This is a genomic window from Diaphorobacter limosus (genome assembly GCF_033100095.1).
Lineage (GTDB): Bacteria > Pseudomonadota > Gammaproteobacteria > Burkholderiales > Burkholderiaceae_C > Alicycliphilus > Alicycliphilus limosus.
Genome location: NZ_CP136921.1, coordinates 2619129 through 2642971, shown reverse-complemented (window position 1 = coordinate 2642971; position 23843 = coordinate 2619129). Strand labels below are relative to the sequence as shown.

The following is a 23843-nucleotide window of genomic DNA, read 5'->3' as shown; positions in this document are numbered from 1 at the left end:
AATTTGTTGCAGATAGGCGCCCCGGCACCGCACCCAGTGCCGCTTGAACGACAGGAAGACAGCAATGGATATGTACGCGCTCATGCGCTGGTTCTCGATTCGCATGCGCATGGTGGGCGCCATTGGCGTGGTGCTGCTGCTGCTGGCGCTGCTGGGTGGGGCGGGCATGCTGGGCATGTTCCGCATCCAGGGGGCAAGCCAGGACTTCGTTGCCCAGCCCCATGCCGCCGTGCGCCTGCTGGGCGAGCTGCGCGGCGAGATGGGCCAGATACGCCAGCTCGAGAAGGACATGATCATCCACTACGAAAAGGTGGATGCCGTGCGCGCCGCGCATGCCCAGTGGCTGGCGGCCCTGGGCCGGGCCAAGGACCTGGCGGCCGGCTTTGAAGGCTTGGGGCTGGCCGGGCCGCAAACCCTGGCCCAGGACATCGCCAGGCTGCTGGACGGCTACCGCGCGCAGTTTGCCCATGTGGCGCGCCAGCTGGAGGAGGGCGGTTACGACTCGGCCACCATTGCCAACCGCATGAGCACCAAGGCCGTGGCGCAGTTTGACGAGGCGGCGCAGAAGCTGCAGGCGCTGGACCAGGCCCTGGGTGCCGAGGCCGATGGCGCCATTGCGCGCCAGGCCGGCATTGCCGAGCAGACCCAGTGGCTGTTCGGCCTGGCGGTGCTGATCACCGTGGTGGTGGTGGTGCCGTCGACGATGCTGAACATGGTCTCCATCTGCCGCCCGCTGGAGGCCGCGCGCGCCCTGGCGCAGTCGATCGCCAGCGGCGACCTGTCGCGGCGCATGGCGGTCGAGGGCCGCGACGAGGCCGCCGACCTGCAGCGCGCGCTGCTGGACATGCAGGCTGGCCTGGGCGCCATCGTGGCCCAGGTGCGCGATGCCGGGGGCAACATCTCGGTGGCCAGCCAGGAGATCGCCAGCGGCAACCAGGATCTGTCGGCACGCACCGAGCAGACCGCCAGCAACGCCCAGCAGGCCGTGGCCGCGCTGTCGCAGCTGACCACCACGGTGCAGCAGACGGCGTCTTCCTCGCAGGTGGCGAGCCAGCTGGTGGCATCGGCCTCGGGCCAGGCCACGCGCGGCGGCCAGGTGGTGCAGCAGGCCGTGGCCAGCATGCGCGACATCGCCGCCTCCAGCCACAAGATCGGCGACATCATCGGCCTGATCGACTCCATCGCCTTCCAGACCAACATCCTGGCGCTGAACGCCGCCGTCGAGGCGGCGCGCGCCGGCGAGCAGGGCCGCGGCTTTGCCGTGGTCGCCGGCGAGGTGCGCTCTCTGGCGCAGCGCAGCGCCCAGGCGGCCAGCGAGATCAAGGGCCTGATCCAGTCCAGCGTGCAGGCCGTGGACGGTGGCGTGCGCCATGTGGAGGACGCCGGCGCCGCCATGCAGGAGATCGTCGGCAGCGTGCAGCGCGTGACCGACATCATTGGCGAGATCAACTCCGCCGCCAGCGAGCAGGCCAGCGGCATAGGCGCGGTGAACGCCTCGGTGGCCGAGATCGACCGCATGACGCAGCAGAACGCCGCCCTGGTGGAAGAATCCGCCGCCGCCGCCGATTCGCTGCGCGAACAGGCAGCGCGGCTGTCGCAGGTGGTGCAGCAGTTCCGGCTGGCGGACGGGGCGCGGGGCGCGGCGGCGCAGCAGCCGGGCGCCATCGCGCTGGCCCCGGCCCAGTCCGGGCAGACCGCACGGCCCCGCCTGGGGATGGCCTGACGACGAATCATGGCGCTGGCCCGGGCCAGCGCAGCAGTCCCCTCTTGGCGCACCCTCGGGTGCGCTTTTTTTACTCCGTAATTCATAGCTGTTGGCGCTTGTTGGACGGGCGCTGGAACCACTTTTTTCTTGACAAAAAACATATCTCAGACTGGGCCGCGAGCCCTCACCCCCACCCTCTCCCAGAGGGAGAGGGAGTAAAGCCGCCGCACAGCGTGCCGGCGCCGAAAGTGACCTGCGCCACCGCCACGGCGTGACCTTTGGCACTGTGCGCGGGCGCGCCCCGGGCCTATCGTGCATTCCATGCCTGGTGACCGATCACGGGCATCCCCTCGGGGGCTTGAACAAGGAGTGCACCATGACTACCGCCAAATACCGCCGCACCCTCAGGCACGTCGCCGCCAGCGCCATGGCCCTGGCCCTGGGCGCCACCATGGCCCTGCCCGGCTGGGCTGCCGGGCCGGCCGCGGCCCCGGCAACATCCGGCCAGGCCAAGGCCGGCCAGCCGGTGATCGTGGAGGAAGACGTCACGCTGTTCGAACTGGTGCCGGGCACGCTGTACCTGAACGGCGGCATTGGCAAGGACGAGCAGGCGCGCATGCACCAGGACGCGCACCACTGGCGGCTGCGCATGACGTTCTCGGACCGGTCGGACAACGAATTCGTCGCCGGCGTGCAGCTCAAGGTCTTTGACAAGGCCGGCCAGTTGGTGCTGCGCCTGAAGGACGCCGGCCCCATGACCTATGTGCAGCTGCCCCAGGGCGACTACCGCGTCACCGCCAGCTACAAGGGCAACCGGCTGGAGCGCATGGTGCATGTGGGCCCCAAGGGCCTGGATGCCAACTTCCACTGGGCTATCTGAAACGCCGTGGGAGTGCTTGACATGCCCCGTCGCACACAGACCGGCCCGGCGCCTTTGAGCGCCCTGGTGCTGCAGGGCGGCGGGGCGCTGGGCGCCTACCAGGCCGGCGCGTTTGAGGCGCTGGATCGCTGGTCGCAAGACCTGGACTGGGTGGCGGGCATCTCGATTGGCGCCATCAACGCGGCGCTGATCGCCGGCAACCCACCCGGGCGGCGCGTGCAGCGCCTGCATGCCTTTTGGGAGCGCGTCAGCCTGATGCTGCCGGTGCGCCCCGATGCGCAGCTGCTCTCGTCCGTGCGCAGCTGGTGGGACGATGCCATGGCCCTGTGGGGCGCCAGCCTGGGCGTGCCGGGCTTTTTCACGCCGCGCCCGCTCATCGCCTGGTGGCCGCAGCCGCCGGCCAGCTGGTATGACACCACGCCGCTGCGCGAGACGCTGCTGGAGCTGGTCGATTTTGGCTACCTCAACAGCGGCGCGATGCGCTTTTCGGTGGGCGCGGTGGACGTGCAAAGCGGCAACTTCACCTATTTCGATAACCGGCGCGAGCGCATCGGCCCCGAGCATGTGATGGCCAGCGGCGCGCTGCCGCCGGGCTTTGGCGCCGTGCCCATAGGCCAGCGCTGGTACTGGGACGGCGGCCTGGTCTCCAACACCCCGCTGACCTATGTGATGAACCAGCTGGAAGGCAGCAGCGAGCGGCCGGTGACGGTGTTCCAGATCGACCTGTTCCGCGCCCGCGGCAAGCTGCCGGAGACGCTGGCCGACACCGAGGAGCGCCAGAAGGACATCCGCTTTTCCAGCCGTACGCGCCTGGTCAGCGACCAGGTGCGTGATCGCCACCTGCTGCACCAGCGCCTGCGCGCGCTTGCCGAGCATCTGCCGCCCGAGCAGCGCGCCAGCGCCGAGGTGCAGGCGCTGCTGGCCGGCACCACAGACGCGCCGATCACGCTGGTGCATGTCATCCACCGGCGCAAGAGCTACGAGACGCAGACCAAGGACTATGAGTTTTCGCGCCTGTCCATGGTCGAGCACTGGCAGGCCGGCAGCGCCGACATGGGCGCCTCGCTGCAGCTGCTGGCGCACAGCGGGCCGGCCCGGCCCGGCGAATTTCGCGTCTTCGACCACGAACCCGACGCCAGCGACGCGCGCACCCTGCCGCCGCTGCACCAGGAGGGCAAGCCATGAACATCAGCCAAGTACGCGCCCAGGCCTGGGCCAGGCTGGCGGACGGCGTGCACCCTGCCCACCCGCCTGGGTGACTATCAAAACAATAGCTGTTTGCGCTTGTCAGGAAAGCGCTAGCGCAGGTTTTCGTTCACAAATACAGGAGAGCACCATGAACAACACAGCAGTACATGCCAGCACCACGCTCAGCCTCAAGGGCAAGACGGCGCTGGTCACCGGCTCGGCCAGCGGCATAGGCAAGCGCATCGCCGAGGTGTTTGCCGACGCCGGCGCCAACATCGTCATTGCCGACCTGAAGCTGCAGGAGGCCCAGGCCACGGCCGCGGCGATTGCGCTGCGCGGCGTGAAGACCCTGGCGGTGGCCATGGACGTGACCGACGAGGCGGCGGTGGACGCCGGCTTCGCGCAGGTGCAAAACGCCCTGGGCGCGGTGGACATCCTGGTGAGCAACGCCGGCATCCAGATCGTCGCGCCCATCGAGGACTTCCAGTTTGCCGACTGGAAGAAGCTGATTGCCGTGCATCTGGACGGCGGCTTTCTCACCTCGCGCGCGGCGGTGCGGCAGATGATCGCCTCGGGCCGTGGCGGCAGCATTTTGTTCATGGGCTCGGTGCACTCCAAGGAGGCCTCCAAGCTCAAGAGTCCCTACGTGGCCGCCAAGCATGGCCTGGAGGGCCTGGCCAAGGTCATCGCCAAGGAGGGCGCGACGCACAACATCCGCAGCAACGTGATCTGCCCGGGCTTTGTGCGCACGCCGCTGGTTGAAAAACAGATCCCCGAGCAGGCGCAGGAGCTGGGCATCAGCGAGGACGCGGTGGTCAAGACCGTGATGCTCAAGGACACCGTGGATGGCGAATTCACCACCGTGGACGACGTGGCCCAGGTGGCCCTGACCTTTGCCGCCTTCCCCAGCAATGCGCTCACCGGCCAGTCGCTGGTGGTGAGCCATGGCTGGTTCATGCAGTGATTGCATCCACAGCGACCGGAGACCGTCATGACTTCATCCAACACTGACACCAAGGCCCTGGGCAACCAGATCGTGCTCGGGCTGTTCGGCATGCACGAGGGCGCCGACGCCGCCGTGCGCCAGCTGGCCGCTGCCGGCATCGCGCTGCCGGCCATCTCCATCATCGGCAAGAACTACCACAGCGAGGAGCAGGCCGCCGGCTTTGTCAACGTCGGCGAGCGCGCCTGGTACTTCGGCAGGTACGGCGCCTTCTGGGGCGGCCTGGCGGGGCTGCTGGTGGGCTCGGGCTTTTTCTTCGTTCCCGTGGTCGGGTCGCTGGTGGTGCTGGGGCCGCTGGCCTCGATGCTGGTTGGCGGCATCGAGGGCGCGGTGCTGGCCGGCGGCGCCTCGGCCCTGGTGGGCGCGCTCACCGGCCTGGGCATACCCAGGAACTCGGTGGTGCGCTACGAGGAGGCCCTGAAGGCCGACGCCTTCCTGGTGTCCGTGCATTGCACCGAGGACGAGGCGCCGCGCGTGCAGCAACTGCTGGCCGAGGCCGGCGGCACCGAGGTGCAAAGCCATGGACTGGCCGGCGCCCAGGCTTGACTATTTAGCGCATCGCGGGGGCGCTAGGTCGCTGTGCAGGCCCCGCTGTTTTCATGCATCAAGGAGTTCGCGATGAAAGTCATTCCCACCCTGTCCGCCCTGGCCCTGGTGTTCGGCGCCGGCATGTCCATGGCCCATGCCGCGGCCCCGGCGGCGGCCCAGCCCGTCGTCAAGACCACTTGCCAGGACTATCTGGCACTGGATGAGACGATCAAGCCCAAGTTCATCTACTACGCCGTCGGCCATGGCGCCAAGGGCAAGCGCGACGCGATCCTGGACATCGAGGGCACGGAGACCATACAGCCCGAGCTCGACGAGTTCTGCAAGCTCAACCTGAGCAAGTCGGCCTACGACCATGTGATGCAGAGCAGCATGGCCTCGGAGAAGGGCAAGGCGAAGGCCAAGAAATAAAGGCTCACTCGTGCCGACCGGCCGCCAGCACGGCCAGCTCGGTGCGGTTGCGCGCATGCAGCTTCTCCATGATGCGGCTGACGTAGTTCTTGATGGTGCCCTCGGCCAGGAACATCTGCGCCGCAATCTCGCGGTTGGGCAGGCCCTCGGCGAGCAGCGTCAAGACGCGCTCTTCCTTGTCCGTCAGCGGCTCCTGTGCCAGGTCAGCGGTCGGTGGCGCGGGCTTGTCCGGCGCCGGCCCGGGCGGCGCGGCCACGGCCTGCGCCAGGGCGCGGAACTGGTTCAGCACCTTGCGCGCCACGGTGGGCGACAGGCGCGATTCGCCGCGGTGCACGGCGCGCACGGTCTCCAGCAGCTCGGCCTCGGTCGCGTCCTTGAGCAGATAGGCCTGGGCGCCGGCCAGCACGGCCTCGAACACGCGCTCGTCGTCGTCAAAGGTGGTCAGCACCACCACCCGCGTCTGCGCCAGCGCCTGGGTGATCTGGCGCGTGGCGGCCACGCCGCCCATGTGCGGCATCTGCAGGTCCATCAGCACCACGTCGGGGTGCAGTGCCAGGGCCAGGTCCAGCGCCTCCTGGCCGTCGGCGGCCTGGCCCACCACGCGGATGCCCGGCTCGGCGCCCAGCATCAGCGCCAGGCCGCGGCGGATGATGGGCTGGTCATCGACCACCAGCAGGCGCAGCGGGGTATCGGTGTCTGGGTTCATGGCCATTGCCTCCTGGCGGCGTGGCTGCCGCACAATGCCTCGATCGGATAGACCTTGTCTCGCATGCGCCGCAGCTTAATCCAGCCCACCGACCCCGATGGCGTGCCGCCGCCGCGCGAGCCCTGGTGGCGGCGCCTGAACCCGTGGCGCCACTTTGCCGCGGCGCTGGGCTGGGCCATGTTCTCGTTGGTGGTCGTGGGTGCGCTGCTGGCCGCCGAATGGGCTGCCAGCGAGGCCGAGCGCCAGGTGGCAGCCGCCGCCAGGGTGCGCCTGCAGCAGACCGCCAACCAGGCCGCCGATGCGCTGCTGACTCAGCTGCAGCTGCGCCTGGCGGCCATGCGCGCCACGGCCGCGCAATGGCCGCTGCAGCCCGAGCGTGGTGCCGACTGGCAGGCGCGGCTGGCCGCGCTGCAGATCCAGCAGCCCGAGCTGGGTTGGCTGGGCGCCATCGACGGCCAGGGCCGCTGGCTGGCGGCCACGGCCGCGTTGCAGGACGCCGACCTGCTGCCGGGCCAGGCTTGGCTGGCACGCGCGCGCCTGGCGCCGGTGGTGGTGCTGCACCGCAGCCATGCACAAGGGGCGCTGGACACGCTGGTGCTGGCCGTGCCCATGATGGCGCGCGAGGGCGCCGCCCCGGGCGTGCTGCTGGCGCAGTTGCCCTGGCTGTGGCTGCAGGCCGAGCTGGATGCGCAGCTGCGCGCCATCGGTGATGGCACGCCGGTGGAGCTGCTGCTGACCGGCCCTGGTGGCCAGGTGCTGGCCGGGCCAGCATCGGCGCGCGCGCTGCCCCCGGGCGGTGACCTGAGCGCCGCCGGCCGCTATCTGCTGGGCCATGCCAGCGCGGCGCCTGCGGCCGATGCCGGGGCAGGGCAGGCCAGCCCCGAGGCCGTCTGGCAGCTGTGGGTGCGCGAGGCGGCCGCGCAGGCGCTGGCGCCGGCACGGCAGACGCACCGGGCGGTGCTGATGGGCGTGCTGGTCGTGGGCCTGCTGGCGGCGCTGGCGGCCGTGGTGGTGGCGCGCTGGCTGCTGCGCCGGCTGGACGCGCTGGCGCGCCAGGCGCAGCAGGTAGGCCAGGGCCGGCGCCAGGCCGTGGACATCCCCACCGGGCGCGATGAGGTGCACGTCATCGGCGTGACGCTGGCCCAGCTGATTGGCCATTGGCAGGACGAGAAGGCCGCGCTGACCCGGCTCAACGCCGATCTGGACGCGCGCGTGGCGGCGCGCACCGCGCGCATCGAGCGGCTGGCGCAGGATGCGCGCCATGCGGCCGTGACGCGCGAGCGCCTGCGCCTGGCGCGCGGCCTGCATGACACGCTGGCGCATTCGCTGATGGCGCTGCTGACGCAGATCCGCCTGATGCGCAAGCTGGGCCCAAGCTGGAGCCGCGAACAGCTGGATGCCGAGCTGGCGGACACCGAAACCCTGGCCGCCAGCGGCCTGGCGGAGGCGCGCGCGGCCATAGGCCAGATGCGCGACGCCGGCGTGCACGACAACGGCCTGGGGCCCGAACTGCAGGCCTTGTTGCAGCGCTTTGCCGAGCGCAGCGCAGCGCAGGTGGAGGCGCATATCGATGCCGCCGCCGCCGACCTGGTGGACGAGCGCGCCGCCATGGTGCTGGCCATGGCGCGCGAGGCGCTGCGCAATGTGGAGCGCCATGCCGGGGCGCATCAGGTGAGCTTGTCGCTGGCGCCCCTGGATGCGCCCGATGCCGGTGGCGACGCCCCCGCGCCCTGGCGGCTGGTGCTGCGCGACGATGGCTGCGGCTTTGACCCCGGCGCTATACCGGATGGCCATTTCGGACTCGTCGGCCTGCGCGAACAGGCCCAGCAGCTGGGCGCCACGCTGCATATAGACAGCGCGCCGGGGCAGGGCTGCCGCGTGCAGCTGGACTTTGCCGGCTGAAGCCGCTCCTACGCGCGCGTGGCAACCGTCGCTGCTACCCGAGGGCGGGGTAGTCGATATAGCCCTTGGCGCCGCCGCCGTAGAAGGTGGTTCGATCCCATTCGTTCAGTGGCTCGTCACGGTGCAGGCGCAGCACCAGGTCGGGGTTGGCAATATAGGCCCGGCCAAAGGCCACCATGTCGGCATGGCCGCTGGCCACGGCCTGCAGGGCCAGGGCGCGGTCATAGCCGTTGTTCACCATCCAGGCGCCGCGCCCGCCGGCATTGCGGTAGGCGGCCTTGAAGGCGGCGTAGTCGAAGGGGCGGTCAGCGATCTCGCGCGGGCCGCCGGTCGAGCCCTCGATCACGTGGAGATAGGCCAGGCCCAGGGGCGCCAGCTGTTGCGCCAGGTGTTCGAACAGTGGTTGCGGATGGCTGTCATAAATGTCGTTGGATGGAGTAACCGGCGACAGGCGTATGCCCACGCGGCCGCCACCCACGGCCTCGACCACGGCGCGCACGACTTCCAGCGTCAGGCGTACACGGTTGGCAATGGCGCCGCCGTAGTCGTCGCGGCGCTGGTTGGCCCCGTCCTTGAGGAACTGGTCCAGCAGATAGCCATTGGCGCCGTGCAGCTCCACGCCGTCAAACCCGGCAGTGTGCACGGCATTGCGCGCCGCGGCGGCATAGTGGTGCACGATGTCGGGCAGCTCTTGGGCCTTCAGCGCGCGCGGGGACGATGTGGGCACAAACTGACCCTGGCCGGTGGCGGCATCCACCACATAGGTCTTGGCCTGGGCGCGCAGGGCCGATGGCGCCACGGGTGCGGCGTTGCCCGGCTGCAGGCTGCAGTGCGACACGCGCCCCACATGCCAGAGCTGGGTGACGATTTTGCCGCCCTGGGCATGCACGGCCTGGGTGACTTTCTTCCAGCCCTGCAGCTGCTCGCTGTCGTACAGGCCTGGCACATCGGAATAGCCCTGGCCCTGCTGGCTGATGGCCGTGGCCTCGGTGATCAACAGACCGGCGCTGGCGCGCTGGGCGTAGTAGGTGACCGCCATGTCGCCCGGCACCGCCTGCGGCGAGCGGTTGCGCGTCAGCGGCGCCATGGCGATGCGGTTGGCCAGATGCAGGTCTCCAGCCCGGATGGGATCAAACAAGGTGGTCATGCGTGTGGCGGCAGAGGGGAAAGACAAAGGCCCCTGTTTCACGTGAAACAGGGGCCGGTGGGGCACTTACTTCAGCAGGCCTTCGGCCTTCATTGCCGCCTGCACGGCTGGGCGGGCGGCAATGCGTTCGCGGTAGGCGACGAGGTTTTTCAGCTGTGAAATGTCCAGGCCGACGTACTGCCCCCAGTTGGTTACGGTGAACAGATAGGCATCGGCCACGCTGAACTGCTCGCCCATCAGATAGGGTTTGCCGGCGAGCTCGCTATCCACCCATTGCAGGCGTGCCAGCAGCCGTTGCTTGACCTGGGGTTTGTAATCCTCGGGCGTGCTGGGCACGAAGAGCGGGCTGAAGCTCTTGTGGATCTCGGTGCCTATGAAGGTCAGCCACTCCTGCAGGCGGTAGCGGCCCAGCGTGCCATGGGCTGGTGCCAGGTTTTTGTGCGGCGCCTGGTCGGCCAGGTATTGCACGATGGCCGGGCCTTCGCGCAGGCGGGTGCCGTCGTCCAGCTCCAGCACCGGCACATAGCCCAGGGGGTTGATGGTGTAGAAATCCGTGCCGTCGGCCAGCTGGTGCGTCTTGGTGCTGGCCAGCACCGGCTCGTAGGCCAGGCCGGCTTCGTGCAGCACGATGTGGGGCGAGAGCGAGCAGGCGCCGGGGGAGTAGTACAGCTTCATTCGGTGGTTCTCCTGTGGTTGACGAAACCTGTCGATCCTATGCCTTGTGCGCCGTCCTTGCAGGGGTAGGCGGATCAGCGGGCAGGGTTAACTGCTCCAGCCGCAGAAGATAGGCCTCGGCTTCCTGGCGTGAGTCGCCGCACATCTGTGCATGCGGGTGCAGCGAACGGCAAACCTCTGGGCGCTCGGGCTGGCCGAAGAGGCGGCAGCGCAGCTGTTCGTCGAGCTGTACGCAGGGTACGCCTGCCGGCTTGCCGTCCGGCATGCCCGGAATCGGCGACGAGATGGACGGCGCGGTGCAGCAGGCGCCGCAGCCGGGGCGGCAGTCCATGACCAAGACTCAATCGGTGAGCCGCCGTGCCGCCCACAGCACCTGCTCCACCACGCCGCGCACCTGCTCGCGCTGGGCTGCGTCGGTGAGCTGGCCATGCTCATCGAAGGCGCTGGCCGCGCGCGCCAGTGCGTAGTTGCGCGGCGCCAGCCAGCAGCCCAGGTTGACCAGCATGGGTGCCAGGTGACTTTGCGAGCGCAGGCCGCCCAGTGCGCCGTTGGAGGCGCTCAGCACCCCCACCACCTTGCCGGCGAAGGGGCGCGTCACATCGGTCCACACCGGGTGGCCGGCCACGGGGCTGGAGGCCCAGTCTATGGTGTTCTTCAGCAGGCCGGTGTAGCTGCCGTTGTATTCGGGCGAGCAGATGATCCAGGCAGGGTGCGCGTCCAGAACTTCCTTGAGCCGGATCACGTCGGCAGGGGTTCCGCGTGCCTCCAGATCGGCGTTGTACATGGGGATGTCCAGCTCCGACAACTCCAGCAAGGTGGCCTCGGCGCCGGCCTCGCGGCCCAGATCGGCGGCGATGCGCGCCAGGCGCCGGTTGAACGATTGTTGGCGGGTGCTGCCCGCGAAGACGAGTAGTTTCATGGGGTGGATTGGAGCACAGCCACCGTGCCGGACTGCGGCGAGGGTTTCACGTGAAACATCGCAACCGGGCAGGGCTGTGGCAAAGATGGGAAAATTGCGGGTTTTCCCGTCACCGAGCCCCCTCATGCTGTACCCCCAGGAATTTGATGTCATCGTCGTCGGCGGTGGCCACGCCGGCACCGAGGCCGCGCTGGCCGCCGCGCGCATGGGCTGCGCCACGCTGCTGCTCACGCACAACATCGAGACACTGGGGCAGATGAGCTGCAACCCCAGCATTGGCGGCATTGGCAAGGGCCATCTGGTGAAAGAGGTGGACGCGCTGGGCGGCGCCATGGCGCTGGCCACCGACGAGGCAGGCATCCAGTTCCGCATCTTGAACAGCAGCAAGGGCCCGGCGGTGCGCGCCACGCGGGCGCAGGCCGACCGCATCCTGTACAAGGCGGCGATTCGCCGCATGCTGGAGAACCAGCCGAAGCTGTGGCTGTTCCAGCAGGCGGTGGACGACTTGATGGTGGAGGGTGACCGTGTGGTGGGCGCCGTCACGCAGATTGGCCTGCAGTTCCGCGCCCGCACCGTGGTGCTGACGGCCGGCACCTTCCTGGACGGCAAGATTCATGTCGGCCTGAACAACTATGCGGCCGGGCGGGCAGGGGATCCGCCGGCCGTCTCCCTGTCGGCGCGGCTCAAAGAGCTGCGGCTGCCCCAGGGGCGCCTCAAGACCGGCACGCCGCCGCGCATCGACGGACGCAGCATCGACTTTGCCCAGTGCGAAGAGCAGCCCGGCGACGGCATGCCCGGTGGCGTGAACGAGGGCCAGGTGCCGGTGTTCAGCTTCATGGGCAGCAGGGCCATGCACCCGCGCCAAGTGCCCTGCTGGATCACGCACACCAACGCGCGCACCCACGAGATCATCAAGAGCGGCTTTGACCGCAGCCCCATGTTCACCGGCAAGATCGAGGGCGTGGGCCCGCGCTATTGCCCCAGCGTGGAGGACAAGATCAACCGCTTTGCCGACAAGGAGAGCCACCAGATCTTCCTGGAGCCCGAGGGGCTGACCACGCACGAGTTCTACCCCAACGGCATCTCCACCAGCCTGCCGTTCGACATCCAGCTGGCGCTGGTGCGCAGCATGAAGGGTTTGGAGAACGCCCATATCCTGCGCCCGGGCTACGCCATCGAGTACGACTACTTTGACCCGCGTGCGCTCAAGAGCAGCTTCGAGACGCGGGCGATCCAGGGCCTGTTTTTTGCCGGCCAGATCAACGGCACCACGGGCTACGAGGAGGCCGCCGCCCAAGGCCTGTTTGCCGGCCTGAATGCCGCCCTGCAATGCCGCGGCCAGGCGCCCTGGCTGCCGGCGCGCGATGAGGCCTACCTGGGCGTGCTGGTCGATGACCTGATCACCAAGGGCGTGACCGAGCCCTACCGCATGTTCACCAGCCGTGCCGAGTTCCGCCTGCAGCTGCGCGAGGACAACGCCGACATGCGCCTGACCGAGGCCGGGCGCCGCATGGGCCTGGTGGACGACGCGCGCTGGGATGCATTCAGCCGCAAACGCGATGCGGTTTCACGTGAAACCGAGCGCCTGAAAGCCACCTGGGTGAACCCGCGCATCCTCGCCGCGGCCGAGTCCGAGCGCGTGCTGGGCAAGGCCATAGAGCATGAGTACAACCTGTTCGACCTGCTGCGCCGCCCGGACGTGGGCTACGCCAGCCTCATGAGCCTGGACGGTGGCAAGTACGCCAGCAGTGCTGTTTCACGTGAAACCCTGGGCGATCTGAGCGCGCCGGTGGTTGAGCAGGTGGAGATTGCCGCCAAGTATTCCGGCTACATAGACCGGCAAAAGGACGAGGTGCAGCGCGCCGCGCATTTCGAGAAGCTGTGCCTGCCCGATGATCTGGACTACATGCAGGTGGCGGCCCTGTCCATTGAGGTGCGCCAGGCGCTGCAGAAGTACCGCCCCGAGACGCTGGGCCAGGCCTCGCGCATTGCGGGCGTGACGCCGGCTGCCATCTCGCTGCTCATGGTGCATCTGAAAAAGGGCGGCTTCAAGGGCTTTGCCACAGAGGTTGCGGCATGAGCGCGGAACTGGGGGAGCGGCTGCACGCCGGCTGCCAGGCTCTGGGCCTGGCGCTTGACGAGACGCAGCGCGTCAAGCTGCTGGACTTCATGGGCCTGCTGCAAAAGTGGAACAAGGTCTACAACCTGACAGCCGTGCGCAACACCGAGGAAATGCTGACGCACCACCTGCTCGACAGCCTGGCCGCCGTGGCGCCGCTGCAGCGCCATCTGGCGGCGGGGCAGGGCGGCGCCGCGCCGCGCCTGTTGGATGTGGGCAGCGGCGGCGGCCTGCCGGGGGTGGTGTTTGCCATCTGCGGCCCGGGCCTGGACGTGAGTTGCGTGGATACCGTGGCCAAGAAGGCGGCCTTCATCCAGCACGCGGCAGCGGCGCTGCAACTGTCAAACCTGCACGGCCTGCATGCCCGGGTGGAAAACCTGGATGGCCCGTTCGACGTTGTGAGCTGCCGCGCCTTCGCCGCGCTGGCGGACTTCACCGCCTGGTCGCGCCAGGCGCTGGCGCCACATGGCGTGTGGCTGGCCATGAAGGGGCGGCACCCGCAGGACGAGATCGACGCGCTGCCCGGTGACGTACAGGTGTTTCACGTGGAACAGCTCACAGTTCCGGGTTTGCAGGCAGAGCGCTGCATCGTCTGGCTGCGACCCGTCGCTTAAACTCGAGCGTTTCCTTCTTCGCTCGCAGCGCTCTTCCCATGTTTGGCATTGCTGACTACGGCGCTTTCGTCGCCGCCATCGTGTTGTTTCTGGCGATTCCCGGGCCGGGCAACCTGGCAATCATCACCTCGACGGCCAAGGGTGGGGTGCGCGCCGGCATGGCTGCATGCTTCGGGGTCATTGCGGCAGACCAGGCACTGATGTGGCTGGCCGTGGCCGGCGTGGCTGGCCTGCTGGCGGCCTACCCGGCGGCGTTTGCGGCCGTGCAATGGCTGGGCGCGGCGTACCTGGGCTGGATGGGCTACAAGATGCTTACCGCCAAGCCCGGCCAGGCGCCGGTCGTGAACATCAAGCCGCGACATTATTTTCGCCAGGGGGCGGTGATCACGCTGCTCAACCCCAAGGCCATCGTGTTCTACATGGCCTTCTTCCCCTTGTTCGTGAACCCGGCGACGCACCGTGGGCTGGTGACCTTCGCCGCCATGGCGGCCACCATCGCCGTACTCACTTTTTTGTATTGCCTGGTGGTGGTGCTGCTGACCCAGCACATGGCCGAGCGCATGCGCGCCAACCCCACGGTGGTGCGCACGCTGGAGAAGCTGGCGGGCGTTTTCCTTATCGGCTTTGGCGTCAAGCTGGCCATCTCCAAGTAAACCGGACGGGACTGCATGGCCAAGATCTTCTGCATTGCCAACCAAAAGGGTGGCGTTGGCAAGACCACTACCTCCGTCAACCTCGCCGCCGGGCTGGCCAAAATCGGCCAGCGCGTGCTGCTGGTGGATCTGGATCCGCAGGGCAATGCCACCATGGGCTCGGGCGTGGACAAGCGCGCGTTGGCGCTCAGCGTGTACGACGTGCTGCTCGAATCCGCCTCCATCAGGGAGGCTGCCGTGCTGGCCGAACAATGCGGCTACCACGTGCTGGGCGCCAACCGCGAACTGGCCGGCGCCGAGGTCGAGCTGGTGCCATTGGAGCACCGTGAAAAGCGCCTCAAGGCGGCGCTGGCCGAGGTGGATCAGGACTACGACTTCGTGCTCATCGACTGCCCGCCGTCGCTATCCATGCTGACGCTCAACGGTCTGTGCAGCGCCAACGGTGTCATCGTGCCCATGCAGTGCGAGTACTTCGCGCTCGAAGGCCTGACGGATCTGGTCAACACCATCAAGCAGGTGCACGCCAACCTGAACCGCGACCTGCAGATCATCGGCCTGCTGCGCGTCATGTTCGACCCGCGCATCACGCTGCAAAGCCAGGTCAGCGCCCAGCTCAAGGACCATTTTGGCGACAAGGTGTTCGACACCGTCATCCCGCGCAACGTGCGCCTGGCCGAGGCGCCGAGCTACGGCCTGCCCGGCGTGGTGTTCGACCCTGGGGCCCGCGGCAGCAAGGCCTTTGTGGACTTTGCCCACGAGATGGTCGAGCGCATTCGGCGGATGTAGCGTTTTTCCTACGGGGAATATAAAAGAATTGTCAATTGCGTTTGCGATTGAAATCACCAGCAGGGATGTTTGGTAAGGTTCGGTAACTAATTTGTCGCCGCGCAAATCGGGCGCTTCGTCCATCAACCTTTCGCTGATCCTGCTGATGTCCATCAAACAAAGTTCTACCAATTGGCGTATGCCCCGCAGGTGGGGTGCATGGTTGGCCGCCCCGTTATTGTGTGCTGCGGGCGGGGTGCATGCGGCCGCCGACATGGTGCTGTCGCAACACACCGTGGCCCCGGATCCCGTGCCTGCCGGTGGCACGGCCACGGTGACCGTGGTGTTGAGAAACAATGGGCCAGATGCCGCCCAGGGCGTGAAGTTGACGGACGTGATTCCGCCGGGCTCGACCTTTGTCAGCATGAGCGCCACGGACAGTGGCGTTTGCACTACTTCGGCACCCTATGAATGTACCTGGGCGGCCGATGTGCCCAATGCCGGGCAGCGCACCGTGACTCTGCGGCTGGTTCTGCCCACTGCCGCAGTGTGGCCCAACAATGCATCGGTTTCAACAACGTCCACCGACAGCAACAACGCCAACAACTCGCTGACGCGCAACATCACGGCCGTGGCCGCCGCTGACCTGCAGGTGACTGCAAGCCACAATGCGGGCGGCGGAGCGGTGGCAGGCACGCCTTATGCCTACACCGTCAACGTAAACAACAATGGCCCCGATGGCCTGCCCGCGGGGCAGTCGCCCAAGGTCACGTTCAGCGTGCCATCCGGATCCACGATTACCGCCATACCCACCGGGGCGGGCTGGGCCTGCTCCATCGCACCCGCGGGCGCCTACCCGCGCAGTTCGGGCACCATCACCTGTGACCGCAATGACGCCTTGCCCACGGGCAACAGTTTCCCCGCCATTACCGTTCCTGCCGTTGGAAACCTGGACGGTACGGTGTCGGCCAGTTTTGGCGTGGGCTCCAACTTCCAGGATGCCGACCTGGCAAACAATACCGCCCTGGTGAACGTGCCCTTCTCAAGCGGCACCGACATGGCCCTTACCAAGAGCGCCAACCCATCCGGTACGGTCGCGGTTGGAGCGCCGGTGGCATTCACGCTGCAGGCAACCCGCCGGGGAGGGGTGAACCCCAGCAACATCGTGGTCACCGACACCTTGCCGGCTGGCCTGACCTATGTCAGCCACAGCGCCGCTGCACCCTGGAACTGCGCATTTGCCGCGCCCACGTTGACCTGTACCTACTCAGGTACTTACACCGGCCAACCATTCTCCAATCTGCCGGCAATCACCTTGAACGCCACGGTTGGCCTGGGTGCCAACAATAACGTGGGCACCGTCACGCTGCCGGCAGGCCAGACGGATCCGGTGTCAGGCAACAACAGCAGCAGCACCGTCACCGTCACGGGCAGCAACGATGCCGACCTGTCGATCAACAAAGCCCCCAGCATCGCGCCGGTACTGCCGGGACAAGCCTACAACTGGGTCATCACCGCACGCAACAATGGCCCGGTCTCCGTTGCGGCTGGCCAGACCATGACGGTGACTGAAGTCATTCCCGCAGGCATGCAACTCAATGCATTGCCAAGCGGGTCGGGTTGGGCCTGCAATTCATCTGGTGGCGCCAGCTTTCCGCAGGCAGGGGGGGTCACGGTGACCTGTACGCGTAGCGGTCCATTGGCTTCGGGCAGCACCTCCTCCATCACCGTACCTGTTCAGCACACGGGTACCGGCTCGTTGACCAACAACGTCTGCGTCGCTTTGACGGGCACCGGGCCTGCCGACCCCAACGTCGTCAATGATTGCGCCAACGTCAACAACACCAGCACCGGCACCAGCGCCGATCTGTCCATCACCAAATCGGCCTCTGGCACAGTGGTTGTCGGCCAGCCGCTGACCTATCGCCTGACGGTGAGCAACGCCGGCCCTAATGCCGCAACCAATGTCACCGTCACCGACGCCCTGAGCAATCTGTTGAGCAGTGCAGGTGCGCCAGGTTTGGCATCCATCTCCCCCAGCCAGGGCAGTTGCACACCGTCAGCACCTGCCAATGTGGGGTCCGCCACTGTTTCGTGCAACCTGGGGGCGCTGGCTTCCGGTGGATCAGCCACGGTGGACATCACCGTGCGCCCCGACAACACCGGCTCCACCATCCTCAGCCGCGGCAACATGGCAAGCGTGACCTCTCCAGACGTGGGTGATCCGGACCGAAACAACAATTCGGTCACCATCTCCAGCGACGTCACCCCACTGGTGGATTTGACGGTGGCCAAGACCGTGACGCCCAACCCCGTGAAGGTGGGCGAGCCGCTGGTGTACGTGGTTACCGCACGCAACAACGGCCCTTCGCAGGCGAGCAACGTCAAGATCACCGACGTGCTGCCCGCCAACACGGCGATGCTGGGCACTGCGACGGCGACCAACGGCGGAACCTGCACCGCACCCGCCGACGGCGCCACCACCGGCACCATCGAATGCACCTGGCCGACGATACCCCGGAACACGCAATACACCGCAACCTTCCGGCTGCGCCCGCTCAAGGCAGCGTTGGGCACGACCATCCACAACGTGGTGAATGTGACCAACGACGTCACTGAAACCGATCTGTCGAATAACTCGAACTTTGCCGACGCCACGGTGACGGCCGCGGATCTGGACATCCTGGTTCACAAGACCGACAGCGCTGACCCGGTACCCTTGGGTGGGGTGACGGAGTACACCATCACCACCACCAACGTGGGGCCGTCGATTGCCACCAACCTGGTGGTCACCGACACCTTCCCGGCAGCGGGCAGCACGCCCACGGCGCGCTTCAGCTATCAGGGCGATCTGGCCATCAGCATTGCCGGCACCCCGGTGCCAACGGCGAATGTGACCAACTACTGCACCACGGTGCCGGCGATTGGCGACCTCAGCGGTACGCTGGAATGCAACTTCCCGACGATCGGCGTGGCGGCGGGCAATAGCATTCAGATCAAGTACAAGATGCGCGCCGAAAGCATCACCGTGGCCGGCGCCTATGCCGGTACGCAGCGCAATCACGTCGAAGTCAAGGTCGATGAAACGGAGCGTGAGGCTTCGAACAATCTGGTGGACGAAGACACCACCACGAACCGCACCGCGCCGCCGCTTGGCAGCACTATCGACCTGGGCATCAGCAAGACGACCAGCACAGGCCAGGCACTGCCGGGCACCGAGTTTGACTACACCCTCACGGTGACCAACCACCAGGCAGCCGGCAGTGGCCGGGACGTGGTGCCTGCCCATGGTGCGCAGGTCACCGACACACTCCCTGCAGGCCTGACGTTTGTGTCGGCACCAGGTTGCTCGTATGCCGCAGGCCCGCGCCAGGTGGTGTGCGTCGTCCCCAATCTGGCCGCCGGGGCATCCACCGCCTTCACCCTGCGCGTGCGGGTTGACAGCCCCTACACGGGCGCCGCCACCATCAGCAACACCGCCACGGTGGACATGCCAGGCGACCCGGTGAGCGGCAACAACTCCTCCACGGCGACCAAGAGCGCGGGCAGCCCGCAAACGGCGGCCATCCCCACGCTGTCCGAATGGGGCCTGATCATCCTGTCGATGCTCCTGGGCGCATTTGCCCTGCACCGCATGCCCAAGCAATCACGCCGCCGGATGTAAGCGCCGCAGGCTTGCCGCTCTCTGCATCGCCGCCGCCTCGCCCGTCAGGGCATGGCGGCGGCGATGTGCTTTGTGGAATACGGCAAAATACCGCCGTGAATCTCAATCAAATTGGCCGTTAGCGCGCATTGGTAAAGCGCAAACAGCTACAAATATCATAGTAATGAATCCATCCAGCGTACTGCTCCTGCCCGGCTGGCAGAACTCCGGCCCTGGCCACTGGCAGACTGAATGGGAGCGCCTGCATGGCTACCAGCGCGTGCAGCAGCATGACTGGATGCGCCCGCTGCGCGGCGACTGGACTGCGCGGCTGGAAGAGGTGGTGGCCGACGCGCCCGGCCCGGTGGTGCTGGCGGCGCACAGCCTGGGCTGCATCCTGGTGGCCTGGTGGGCGGCGCACACGCACCACGCACACAAGGTGCGCGGCGCGCTGCTCGTGGCGCCGGGTGATGTGGAGCGGCCCGACCTGGCCACGCAGATCCGCGGCTGGGCGCCCATTGCGCTCCAGGCGTTGCCGTTTCCTGCGGTGCTGGTGGGCAGCCACAACGATCCCTATTGCAGCTTCGAACGCGCCGGCGCCCTGGCGGCAGACTGGGGGGCGCGCCTTGTCGATGGCGGCGCGCTCGGGCATATCAATGCCGAATCGGGCCTGGGCGCCTGGCCCCAGGGGCAGGCGCTGCTGCTGCAGCTGCTGGCGCCAGGCCTGGAGCAAGAGCAGCAGAAGGAGCAGGGCTGATGCTGCGTTTCTTTCTGATCTTCCTGGCCTGGCAGATGTCGCTCTTCGGCCTGAACATGCTTGGCTGGGTACAGCAGCACCTGGTGTTGCCGTGGACGGCCTTGCTGGCGCGCGTTTGTGCCCATCTGGTGCTGTGGTTCGACACCACCGCGGCGGCGGCTGGCAAGGTGCTCTGGAACACGGTCTCCGGCTTTGGCGTCTCGATAGAGCCGGGCTGCAATGGTATTGAGGCCTGCATCGTGCTGTTTGCCGCCATCATGGCCTACCCGGCGTCCTGGCGGCACAAGGTGATAGGCATCGTTGCCGGCTTTGCCGCGGTGCAGGGGGTGAATGTCCTGCGCGTGATCAGCCTGTTTTACCTGGGGCAGTGGCGCACCGACGTTTTCAACTTTGCCCACGAATATCTCTGGCAGGGCCTGATCATGCTCGACGTGCTGGTGGTGTGGCTGCTGTGGGTGCGCGTGGTGGTCAGAAGCCGGCCCGAAGAGTCCGACCCGCCAGAACAGCCACCCGCGCCGCCGGTACTGCCCGTGGCGCCACGCGGCAACCCGGGCAAGGGCGCGGTCAGCAGCTCGCTGGATCTGTCGCCGCGCTGATGGAGAGGCATTTGATGGCGGATGACAACGCACAACACGGCGCGGCGCCGCAAAACCAGCCCCGGCGCAAGGCGGTCACGCGCTTTGCGCTGATCGCCATCGGCGGCTTCATCGTTCTGATGCTGGCGTGGGTCAAGCTGTCGCCCTGGCTGTCGTACCCGGTGGCGGTGCTTTCGCACACGGTGCTGGAGCAATCCACCCCCATGTGGATACGCAGCGTTGACAAGCAGCCTGGCAAGATCGCGGTGGACACCACGGTCGAGATTGTCGTGCCGAACTCGGGTGGTCACCGCGCCGAGGTTCTGCTGGAGGCCAACCCGGGGCGCTATGCGTTCGGTCTGCCGATACTGGGTGCGCTGCTGTTTGCCGCCTGGGCGGTCAGGCGCGCGCCGGGCCGGCTCTGGCGCCTGGGCCTGGGCTATGTGCTGCTGCTGCCATTCCAAAGTTTCAGCCTGGTGATGTATTTGCTGATGGAGTTGGCGAGCGCCAGCCAATTCAATATCCGCACGCTCAGAATAGAGCAGTGGCAGCTGGAGGCCATCGTGTACGGTTACCAGTTTGGCGTGCTGGTCGTGCCAACGCTGGTGCCGGTGCTGGTGTGGTTGTTGCTCGATGGCAAGTTTTTCAGCGCATTTGCGCATGACTGGAAACAGTCCACACGCCGCGCAGTGTGGCCATCGGCCTAGATTTGATAGAAAGCTTCATCACTTATGGTGACAAAAAAACCCAAGGGCCTGGGCCGCGGCCTCGAAGCCCTGCTCGGCCCCAAGGTCGCAGAACCGGCCGAGCAGGCCCAGGCGGCGGCCGCCGGTCTGCCCAGCGCGCTGGCGCTCGATGATCTGGTGCCCGGCATGTACCAGCCGCGCACGCGCATGGACGAGGGCGCGCTGTACGAGCTGGCCGAGAGCATCAAGGCCCAGGGCGTGATGCAGCCCATCCTGGTGCGCCGTCTGCAAGAAGGCGAGCACGCCGGCAAGTACGAAATCATCGCCGGCGAGCGGCGCTTTCGCGCATCCCGCCTCGCCGGCCTGAATGAAGTCCCGGTGCTGGTGCGCGACGTGCCTGACGAATCGGCCGCCGCCATGGCGCTGATCGAGAACATCCAGCGCGAAGACCTGAACCCGCTGGAAGAGGCCCAGGGCCTGCAGCGCCTGGTGAAGGAGTTCGGCCTCACGCACGAGCAGGCGGCGCAGGCCGTGGGACGTTCGCGCAGTGCCGCCAGCAACCTGCTGCGCCTGTTGAACCTGGCCGATCCGGTGCAGACCATGCTCATGGCAGGCGACATCGACATGGGCCACGCGCGCGCGCTGCTGGCGCTGGATCGTGCCACGCAGATCACCGCCGGCACCCAGATCGCGGCCAAGAAGCTGTCGGTGCGCGAGGCCGAGAGCCTGGTGAAGAAGCTGGGTGCCGAGTTCAACCTGACGCCGCAAAAGCCCAAGAAGGACAAGTCGCGCGACCTGAAGCGGGTGGAAGAGGAGCTGTCCGACCTGCTCATGGCAGAGGTCGAGGTGCGCGTGAAAAAGCGCGTCAAGCGGGGTAGCCGCGTCGAGGAAATGGGCGAGCTGGCGATTGCATTCGGCTCGCTGGAGGCGCTCAACGGGTTGATCGAGCGCCTGCGCGGCGACTGAGCCACACTCATGATGCGCCTGCCCTGGCCCCTGCCGGCCTTGGCTGTCTGGGCCGGTGCCTGGCTGGTGTTTGTCGGCCTGCGCGCGGTATTGCCGCCGCTGCCGGCACTGCTGCTGGCCTGCGCCCTGGGGGTGGTGGGCAGCCTGCTGGCGGCCACCTGGTGGCGGCGGGGCTTGATTGCGCTCGGCTTTCCGCTGTCCGCGGCGCTGACGGGCGCGGTGGCGCTGCCGGCCTGGGCCTGGCTGTTGCCGCTGGCATTGCTGCTGCTGGTCTATCCCATCAATGCCTGGCGTGATGCGCCCCTGTTTCCCACGCCGCCGGGGGCCTTGCGCGGGCTGGAGGCGCATGCCGCGCTGGCCGATGGCGCCCCTGTGCTGGACGCCGGCTGTGGCCTGGGCGATGGCTTGAAGGCCCTGCGCGCGGCCTACCCGCGCGCGCAGCTGCATGGGCTGGAATGGAGCTGGCCGCTGGCCCTGCTGTGCCGTCTGCGCTGCCCCTGGGCCAGGGTGCGCCGCGGCGATATCTGGGCCGCGGACTGGAGTGCCTATGCGCTGGTGTATCTGTTCCAGCGCCCGGAAAGCATGGCCCGCGTGGCCGCGAAGGCCAGCGCCGAAATGGCTCCGGGCAACTGGCTGGTCAGCCTGGCGTTCGAGCTGCCCGGCGTACGCCCCAGCATGCGCTTGCAGTCCTTTGCGGGCCATGGGGTGTGGGTGTACCGCCTGCCATTGCAGCCAATGGCTGGAGGCGCGCCGGCTGGCGAGCTGTAGGCGGGCCGATTAATGTTGTTGCAACTCAAGGCAAGGCGTTAATATTTTGTCCCTTGCGCGCGGGTTCAGGCCCCAGCTTCGCAGATCCATGACACAACAACCGAAGGAGTTCCTCCATGCACCTGAAAACCAAGCCCCTGCTGGCGGCCGCCTGCGCCGTGATCGCGCTGACGGGCTGCGAAACCACCAACATGAAGATGGGCAGCGCCGAGTCCAAGACCGTGGCCACGGGCGCGGCCGCGGGTGGCACGGCCGCCAACGCCAGCAGCCAGCTTGAGCATTGCCAGTCGCCATTGGGCACGGTGTCGCTGGTCGAGAACCAGGACGCGGGCTGGTACACCATTTTGCGTAACGAATACAAGCTGCCGCCCACGGCCAACCTGCTGCGCCTCTTGATCCAGCAGTCCAACTGCTTCATCGTGGTCGAGCGTGGCGCGGCAGGCATGGGTGCCATGGCGCGCGAGCGCCAGCTGATGGGCTCGGGCGAGATGCGCGGCGGCAGCAATTTTGGCAAGGGCCAGATGGTGGCCTCTGACTATGGCATGTCGCCCGAGATCATCTTCAGCAACAACGACGCCGGCGGCATTGGCGGCGTGCTTGGCGGCCTGATCGGCGGCGGCAGCGGCCGCGCCGTGGCGGCCATTGGCGGTGGCCTGAAGACGCGCGAGGCCAGCGCCATGCTGACCCTGGTGGACAACCGCTCGGGCGTGCAGGTGGCGGCCTCCGAGGGCAGTGCCTCCAAGAGCGACTTTGCCGGCTTTGGCGGCATCTTCGGCGGTGGCGCCGGCGGCGGCCTGGGCGGCTACCAGAACACGGCCCAGGGCAAGGTGATCACGGCCGCGTTCATGGACGCCTACAACCAGATGGTCGTGGCGCTGCGCAACTACAAGGCGCAAAGCGTGCAAGGCCAGGGCCTGGGCGGCGGTGGCAAGCTGGGCGTTGACGGTGGCGTGGCACCCTCGCAGACCAAGGCCGGCGCCGCCATGTCCATGCGCGAGGCCCAGGAACGCCTGAACGGCCTGGGCTACAACGTCGGCACGCCCGACGGCGCCGCCGGCCCGAAGACGGCCAAGGCGCTGCGCGAATTCCAGCAGGCCCAGGGCCTGCCGGTGACGGGCAAGCTGGACACGGCCACGGCCGGCGCGCTGTCGCGCTGATCGTTTTTTTGCCCTCTGGCATGAGCGCGGCCCCCGGGGCCGCGTTTTTGCTTGAAAC

At 67.5% G+C, this 23843-nt stretch carries 23 protein-coding genes; 18 read left to right on the top strand and 5 right to left on the bottom strand.

The window, feature by feature from the left end:
• Window positions 1-64 precede the first annotated feature (64 nt).
• From P4826_RS12785 to P4826_RS12760, 6 genes are all read left to right on the top strand, one after another.
• Window positions 65-1723 (top strand): methyl-accepting chemotaxis protein, encoded by a 1659-nt coding sequence (locus P4826_RS12785; protein ID WP_317700757.1) that lies wholly within the window; start codon window positions 65-67, stop codon window positions 1721-1723.
• A gap of 358 nt (window positions 1724-2081) precedes the next feature.
• Window positions 2082-2585, top strand: coding sequence for a hypothetical protein (locus P4826_RS12780; RefSeq protein ID WP_317700756.1), 504 nt, complete (start codon window positions 2082-2084; stop codon window positions 2583-2585).
• A gap of 21 nt (window positions 2586-2606) precedes the next feature.
• A complete protein-coding gene (locus tag P4826_RS12775) occupies window positions 2607-3770 on the top strand; it encodes a patatin-like phospholipase family protein (RefSeq protein ID WP_317700755.1) in 1164 nt (387 codons plus the stop codon).
• A 151-nt stretch (window positions 3771-3921) separates the two neighbouring features.
• On the top strand, window positions 3922-4737 hold the full coding sequence (locus P4826_RS12770) for a 3-hydroxybutyrate dehydrogenase (protein WP_317700754.1): 816 nt from the start codon (window positions 3922-3924) through the stop codon (window positions 4735-4737).
• Window positions 4738-4764: 27 nt separating this feature from the next.
• Window positions 4765-5322, top strand: a complete 558-nt coding sequence (locus P4826_RS12765; protein WP_317700753.1) for a DUF1269 domain-containing protein — start codon at window positions 4765-4767, stop codon at window positions 5320-5322.
• Window positions 5323-5394: 72 nt separating this feature from the next.
• Window positions 5395-5733 (top strand): HdeA family protein, encoded by a 339-nt coding sequence (locus P4826_RS12760; protein WP_317700752.1) that lies wholly within the window; start codon window positions 5395-5397, stop codon window positions 5731-5733.
• A 4-nt stretch (window positions 5734-5737) separates the two neighbouring features.
• Here P4826_RS12760 and P4826_RS12755 read toward each other — a convergent pair whose 3' ends face one another.
• Complete coding sequence (locus P4826_RS12755) at window positions 5738-6439, bottom strand: response regulator (protein ID WP_317700751.1); 702 nt, start codon at window positions 6437-6439, stop codon at window positions 5738-5740.
• 63 nt (window positions 6440-6502) lie between these two features.
• Between P4826_RS12755 and P4826_RS12750 the strand changes: the two genes are divergently transcribed.
• Window positions 6503-8341 (top strand): sensor histidine kinase, encoded by a 1839-nt coding sequence (locus P4826_RS12750; protein ID WP_317700750.1) that lies wholly within the window; start codon window positions 6503-6505, stop codon window positions 8339-8341.
• 34 nt (window positions 8342-8375) lie between these two features.
• Here P4826_RS12750 and P4826_RS12745 read toward each other — a convergent pair whose 3' ends face one another.
• From P4826_RS12745 to P4826_RS12730, 4 genes are all read right to left on the bottom strand, one after another.
• Window positions 8376-9488, bottom strand: coding sequence for an alkene reductase (locus tag P4826_RS12745; RefSeq protein WP_317700749.1), 1113 nt, complete (start codon window positions 9486-9488; stop codon window positions 8376-8378).
• A 66-nt stretch (window positions 9489-9554) separates the two neighbouring features.
• Window positions 9555-10163: a glutathione transferase GstA gene (gene gstA / locus P4826_RS12740; RefSeq protein WP_317700748.1), complete on the bottom strand. Its 609-nt coding sequence runs from the start codon at window positions 10161-10163 to the stop codon at window positions 9555-9557.
• 37 nt (window positions 10164-10200) lie between these two features.
• Window positions 10201-10494, bottom strand: a complete 294-nt coding sequence (locus P4826_RS12735; RefSeq protein WP_317700747.1) for a YkgJ family cysteine cluster protein — start codon at window positions 10492-10494, stop codon at window positions 10201-10203.
• Between the two features lie 9 nt (window positions 10495-10503).
• Complete coding sequence (locus P4826_RS12730; RefSeq protein WP_317700746.1) at window positions 10504-11082, bottom strand: NADPH-dependent FMN reductase; 579 nt, start codon at window positions 11080-11082, stop codon at window positions 10504-10506.
• Window positions 11083-11206: 124 nt separating this feature from the next.
• On the opposite strand from P4826_RS12730, the gene mnmG reads away from it, so the two are divergent.
• From mnmG to P4826_RS12675, 11 genes are all read left to right on the top strand, one after another.
• Entirely contained in the window at window positions 11207-13162 is a 1956-nt protein-coding gene (mnmG, locus tag P4826_RS12725) for a tRNA uridine-5-carboxymethylaminomethyl(34) synthesis enzyme MnmG (protein ID WP_317700745.1), read from the top strand.
• Complete coding sequence (rsmG, locus tag P4826_RS12720; RefSeq protein WP_317700744.1) at window positions 13159-13815, top strand: 16S rRNA (guanine(527)-N(7))-methyltransferase RsmG; 657 nt, start codon at window positions 13159-13161, stop codon at window positions 13813-13815. The genes mnmG and rsmG overlap by 4 nt, the downstream gene beginning before the upstream one ends.
• A gap of 38 nt (window positions 13816-13853) precedes the next feature.
• Window positions 13854-14468 (top strand): LysE family translocator, encoded by a 615-nt coding sequence (locus P4826_RS12715; RefSeq protein WP_317700743.1) that lies wholly within the window; start codon window positions 13854-13856, stop codon window positions 14466-14468.
• Window positions 14469-14483: 15 nt separating this feature from the next.
• A complete protein-coding gene (locus P4826_RS12710; protein WP_317700742.1) occupies window positions 14484-15254 on the top strand; it encodes a ParA family protein in 771 nt (256 codons plus the stop codon).
• A gap of 253 nt (window positions 15255-15507) precedes the next feature.
• Window positions 15508-18897: an IPTL-CTERM sorting domain-containing protein gene (locus P4826_RS12705; RefSeq protein ID WP_317700741.1), complete on the top strand. Its 3390-nt coding sequence runs from the start codon at window positions 15508-15510 to the stop codon at window positions 18895-18897.
• Window positions 18898-19060: 163 nt separating this feature from the next.
• Entirely contained in the window at window positions 19061-19633 is a 573-nt protein-coding gene (locus tag P4826_RS12700) for an RBBP9/YdeN family alpha/beta hydrolase (RefSeq protein WP_317700740.1), read from the top strand.
• Window positions 19633-20229, top strand: coding sequence for an exosortase H (xrtH, locus tag P4826_RS12695; protein WP_317700739.1), 597 nt, complete (start codon window positions 19633-19635; stop codon window positions 20227-20229). The genes P4826_RS12700 and xrtH overlap by 1 nt, the downstream gene beginning before the upstream one ends.
• Window positions 20230-20243: 14 nt before the next feature.
• The gene (locus P4826_RS12690; protein ID WP_317700738.1) at window positions 20244-20915 is read left to right on the top strand and encodes an exosortase H-associated membrane protein; all 672 of its coding nucleotides are present in this window, start codon (window positions 20244-20246) and stop codon (window positions 20913-20915) included.
• A gap of 24 nt (window positions 20916-20939) precedes the next feature.
• Window positions 20940-21860, top strand: a complete 921-nt coding sequence (locus tag P4826_RS12685) for a ParB/RepB/Spo0J family partition protein (RefSeq protein WP_317700737.1) — start codon at window positions 20940-20942, stop codon at window positions 21858-21860.
• A gap of 12 nt (window positions 21861-21872) precedes the next feature.
• The gene (locus P4826_RS12680; RefSeq protein ID WP_317703762.1) at window positions 21873-22628 is read left to right on the top strand and encodes a class I SAM-dependent methyltransferase; all 756 of its coding nucleotides are present in this window, start codon (window positions 21873-21875) and stop codon (window positions 22626-22628) included.
• A gap of 116 nt (window positions 22629-22744) precedes the next feature.
• Entirely contained in the window at window positions 22745-23785 is a 1041-nt protein-coding gene (locus P4826_RS12675) for a peptidoglycan-binding protein (protein ID WP_317700736.1), read from the top strand.
• The last annotated feature ends 58 nt before the right edge of the window (window positions 23786-23843 follow it).